Here is a 5,060-nt window from a genome sequence, read left to right on the forward strand (position 1 = left end):
GTCGGCGGACAAGATGTCTTGGTTGGCGAGCTGGCTGGCTGCCCTTTTTATATGGGTAAAGCGCAGTACAAGCTCTGGCAACATACCGACTTAACCATTGATGTGGTCAATGGACGCGGGGCCAGTTTTTCATTAGAAATCCCCGAAGGCAAACGCTTTATTGTGCGCTCTGAGATATGTGAATTATAAAGCAGAGTTGATAGATATAACTTTATATCAAAGGGCATAATCTTAGCTTAAACATTTAAGCACCATGTCTTAGCACTATATATTCAAAGTCTTATGGACGAATAACACGCCTCAGTCATTTTTATTGCATTATTTTGGCAAAATAATAGATACTGTAAGGAGAAGCCATTTTAATCAGCTGGTTGTAACGAGCTCGTCTTAATAAGCATGGATGCTAAAAGGAAGATAACATGGAAGTTGATCCAAAATTTGACTACGTCATCGTGGGCGGTGGTTCTGCAGGCTGCGTCCTTGCCAGCCGCTTAACAGAAAATCCCGATATCAGTGTGTGTCTGTTAGAGTACGGCGGTGAAGGCAAAGACCTTGCGATTCGCGTACCGGCAGGTTTAATCCTTTTAGTACCAGGCAAACCGCTAAAATCAAACAATTGGTGCTTTCATACTACTCCCCAAACCCATCTTAATAATCGACGCGGCTTTCAACCGCGCGGTCAATGCTTGGGCGGCTCCTCTGCGATTAATGCAATGATTTATACTCGTGGTAGCGCGCTTGATTATGAGCGCTGGGTTGAGCAAGGCTGCGAAGGTTGGGGATTTGACGATGTGCTACCCTACTTTATAAAAGCCGAAAATAATGTCCACGGCGCGGATGAACTGCACGGCGATAGCGGCCCTTTACATGTCAGCGATTTATTAAGCCCGCGTGAAATCTCTAAAGCATTTGTAGAAGCGGCCGTCGCTAATGGTTTAGATAAAAATGCTGATTTTAATAGTAAAAAACAAGACGGCGCAGGACTGTATCAAGTCACCCATTTCCATGGTGAAAAGCAAGGTCAACGCTGCTCTGCCGCTGCGGCTTACTTGCACCCCGTACAAAAAAGTCGTCCAAATTTAACCGTCATTACCCATGCACAAGCCAACCGCATTATTTTTGAAGACAAACAAGCCGTTGGCGTTGCTTATGAAAAAGATGGTGTCGAGCATACGGTGATGGCACGTCAGGAAGTCATTTTGTCAGGTGGCGCTTTTGGTTCGCCGAAAGTTTTGATGCTATCTGGCATTGGTCCTGCTGAGCACCTGCAGGAGCACAGTATCGATGTCTTAGTCGATGCGCCCGAGGTTGGCGGTAACCTACAAGACCATTTAGACGTGGTATTTGATTACGAGGTCAATACCACCGATGTGATCGGTATTGGTATGGCAACGCTCTCAACCTTGTCTAAAAGCATTCGCCAATGGAGAAAAGATGGCACAGGATTGCTGTCTAGCAACTACGCCGAAGCAGGCGCGTTCTTTAGCGTTGGTGACGCCCCAAAAGAATGGCCAAATACCCAGCTGCATTTTGTCATCTCGCGGGTGATTGAGCACGGACGTGACCTTAGGCGCGGTTTTGCTGTTTCTTGTCACGCCTGCTACTTGCGCCCTGAAAGTCGCGGTACGGTTCGGCTTGCGTCAGCTGACCCCTCAGAGTGCGTATTGATTGATCCAAACTTCCTCTCCCATCCTAAAGACGTAGAGTATATGGTCGCAGGCGCTGAGCGTACGCGCGCCATCATGCAAGAAGCACCCATCGCCAAATATATCACCGAAGACTACCCTGCCCCTTATATCGAAAAAGACGGCATGCTTGGCTATATTCGTAATAAATCAGATACTATCTATCATCCAGTCGGTACGTGCCGTATGGGCTCAGACGATAAGTCTGTGGTCGACTTAGAGTTAAAAGTGCGCGGCGTCAATGGATTACGCGTTATTGATGCGTCTGTGATGCCGACCTTGATAAGCGCCAATACCAATGCACCAACCATTATGATTGCCGAAAAAATGGCAGATTTGATTAAAGCAAAACATCATGACGCTGAGCAAATCGCATCATAGAACAAGTAAGTAAAATATTTTACGGTAGTCGCTTTTATCTCATAATATTGCCTATCGCAAAATAGCGCTTACATTCAAAAATACGGATATTAAAACGGGACATTTTCTATCAAATTAAATATATTGATACCTTGCGTTACAACTGTGTAAGGTAGTATATTTAAACCACTTATTTATATCGCTATTTATCGCAGCCTAGAATTTGAGTTAAAAATCTCTGACTCATTTTCTTTTTGCATAGTATAAATACTTTATTTATAAACACTTTAAAAGGAATTAGCAGCTCGCTGATTATAGGATTCATTTATAAACCTATAGACATATTGGCGACTACTTATCATTACATAGGATGTAAGAATGCAAAAATCACTCTTCAAACTGACCCTGTTAGCGACCGTTATCTTGGGTATCAGTGCCTGTAGCGGCGACAACAAAACCACCGATGACTCTGCTGCTAGCTCAGACGCCAAAGGTGCAAAAACCTTGCTTTATTGCTCTGAAGGCAGCCCTGCTGGTTTCGACCCAGCTCAATATACGGCAGGTACGGATTTTGACGCCAGCGCCTACCCTATTTACAACGCTTTAGTAGAATTTAAAAGAGACGGCACTGAGATTCAGCCAGCATTGGCTGAAAGTTGGGATATCAGTGAAGATGGCAAAACTTACACCTTTAATCTACGTAAAGGCGTCAAATTTGGTAAAACCGATTACTTTACCCCGACCCGCGATTTTAACGCTGACGACGTTGTCTTTACCCTAGAACGTCTCACCAATCCAGAATTTGAATTTAACAAAGCCTACCCTGCCGAATTCCCGTATTCGGTCGGCATGGGGTTGCCTGATCTTATTTCTAATATTGAAAAAGTTGACGACAATACCGTCAAAGTCACCCTAAGCGAAACCAACGCGCCATTTTTACAAAACCTAGCGATGGCCTTTGCTTACATTGATTCTGCTGAATACGCTGACCAATTAATGGCTGCTGGTAACGCAGCTGATATTAATACCAAACCAGTTGGTACCGGTCCTTTCGTTTTTACCTCCTATCAAAAAGACGCACAGATTCGCTATACCAAAAACCCAGATTATTGGAATAAAGATGATATTCATATCGACAATTTAGTATTCGTCATCACCAAGGACTCGGCTGTGCGCGCGCAAAAGGTGCAGGCTGGTGAATGTCATGTGTCTGCTTATCCAAAACCTGCCGAAATTGAATCTGTCAAAAAATCCGGCAAAGCCACGGTTCTCGATCAACCCGGTTTTAACGTCGGCTATGTCGGCTACAACGTTGAAAAACCAAAGCTTAGCGATCTTAAAGTTCGTCAAGCGTTAGATATGGCCATCAACAAAGACGCTATTATTAATGCGGTTTATCAAAGTGAAGGACTAAAAGCAACCAATCCTATGCCACCTACCCAATGGGGTTACGATAAATCGATTAAAGATGCGCCTTATGATGTCGAAAAAGCCAAAGCCCTTATCAAAGAAGCAGGCGCGGATAACCTTTCTATCAACCTGTGGTATATGCCGGTTCAGCGCCCTTATAACCCCAATGCCAAGCTCATGGCGGAAATGCTACAAGCAGATTGGGCGAAGATTGGCGTCGATACCAAGCTGGTCACTTATGAGTGGGGCGAGTATCTAAAACGCGCCGCTAAAGGCGAACCTGATGTGATTTTGGCTGGTTGGACCGGTGACAATGGCGATCCTGATAACTGGCTTGGTTCGCTATTATCTTGTGACGCGGTCGGTGGTAATAACTACTCGCGCTGGTGTAATAAAGATTTTGACAATTTAGTGACCAGTGCCCGTCAGATTACCAACCAAGATGAGCGTGTCGATGATTATGTAAAAGCTCAGCAGATATTCAAAGAGCAGCTGCCTTGGACGACAATGGCGCATTCGGTCGTGACCGTATTCACCGCACCAAACGTTGTCGATTATAAAATTAGCCCGCTTGGTGCCATACGCTTCGATGGTGTGAAAGTTGAATAGCATCAGCCAATAAAGTCCGGTATGACAGGCACGGTTATTTAATTCATATTTCATATTCGGCTGGTCAGACGTTTTGTTTGTTCCAGCCGAATTTCTATGAATCAAGCGTCTTGTTAAGCACTGTGTTAAAGACCTTGTTAAAGTTAAACATTTTGTCACGGACCTTCTTATCACTGCTAATGTTTTACTATTCGATTTATAATTTTTGAACCACAACTATTGAGCAGCCCATGCTACTTTATATTCTGCGTCGAATTGCGATTTTAATTCCTGTCTATATTGGCTTAACGCTATCTACCTTTACTCTGATTCGTCTCGTCCCTGGAGATGCCGTCGAGATTATGATGGGTGAACGTATGGTCGATCCAGAGCTACATGCCCGCGCTTTGGAAAGACTTGGATTGGATAAGCCCCTCATCGTCCAATATTGGGATTATTTAACCGGTATATTGACCGGTGACTTTGGGGCCTCTTTTCGTACGCGCGCCCCTGTATTACAAGATTTCTTTGCCCATTTTGTCCCAACACTAGAGCTTGCGGTATGCGCGATTATCATTGCGAGTGTCGTCGGTGTCAGCTTAGGTATTTTTGCAGCGCTGCGCCGTGGCACATGGATTGATTACACCTTGATGTCAGGAGCACTGGCGGGATACTCGATGCCTATTTATTTATTAGGGCCTATCCTAACCGGTATCTTTGCCCATTATTTAAACCTTTTGCCCGTCGCCGGTGTTATTTCTGTCGCGCAGTTTTTGGATGTCCATCCACTCTATGGCTCTTGGTTATTGGGCTCTTTAACATCCGGTGAGCCTGGCGCATTTTGGAACGTGGTAAAACACTTTATTTTGCCTTCTATTGCCTTATCGACCATTCCACTGGCGATGATTGCGCGCATGACACGCTCGGCGATGCTAGAGGTATTGGATGAAGACTATGTACGCACGGCTCGCGCCAAAGGTTTATCGCCGCGCCGCGTAATATTGGTACACGTGATGC

At 44.9% G+C, this 5,060-nt stretch carries 4 protein-coding genes; all 4 read left to right on the forward strand.

The window, feature by feature from the left end:
- Nucleotides 1-189, forward strand: a 189-nt coding sequence (locus tag V7D75_RS08300) for a DUF779 domain-containing protein (protein ID WP_333614184.1), incomplete at its 5' end; no start/stop codon positions are given.
- A gap of 230 nt (nt 190-419) precedes the next feature.
- Complete coding sequence (locus V7D75_RS08305; protein ID WP_333614185.1) at nt 420-2,066, forward strand: GMC family oxidoreductase; 1,647 nt, start codon at nt 420-422, stop codon at nt 2,064-2,066.
- Between the two features lie 357 nt (nt 2,067-2,423).
- Entirely contained in the window at nt 2,424-4,064 is a 1,641-nt protein-coding gene (locus V7D75_RS08310) for an ABC transporter substrate-binding protein (protein ID WP_333614186.1), read from the forward strand.
- Between the two features lie 230 nt (nt 4,065-4,294).
- Nucleotides 4,295-5,060: ABC transporter permease (locus V7D75_RS08315; RefSeq protein ID WP_333614187.1), on the forward strand; the 766-nt coding region annotated here is incomplete at its 3' end.

It is taken from the genome of Psychrobacter sp. (assembly GCF_036731945.1).
Classification (GTDB): Bacteria; Pseudomonadota; Gammaproteobacteria; order Pseudomonadales; family Moraxellaceae; genus Psychrobacter.

What these genes read in the sequence shown, in the direction of transcription:
- V7D75_RS08305 (WP_333614185.1), top strand. Translation starts at nt 420, where the DNA reads ATGGAAGTTGATCCAAAATTTGACTACGTCATCGTGGGCGGTGGTTCT.
- V7D75_RS08310 (WP_333614186.1), top strand. Translation starts at nt 2,424, where the DNA reads ATGCAAAAATCACTCTTCAAACTGACCCTGTTAGCGACCGTTATCTTG.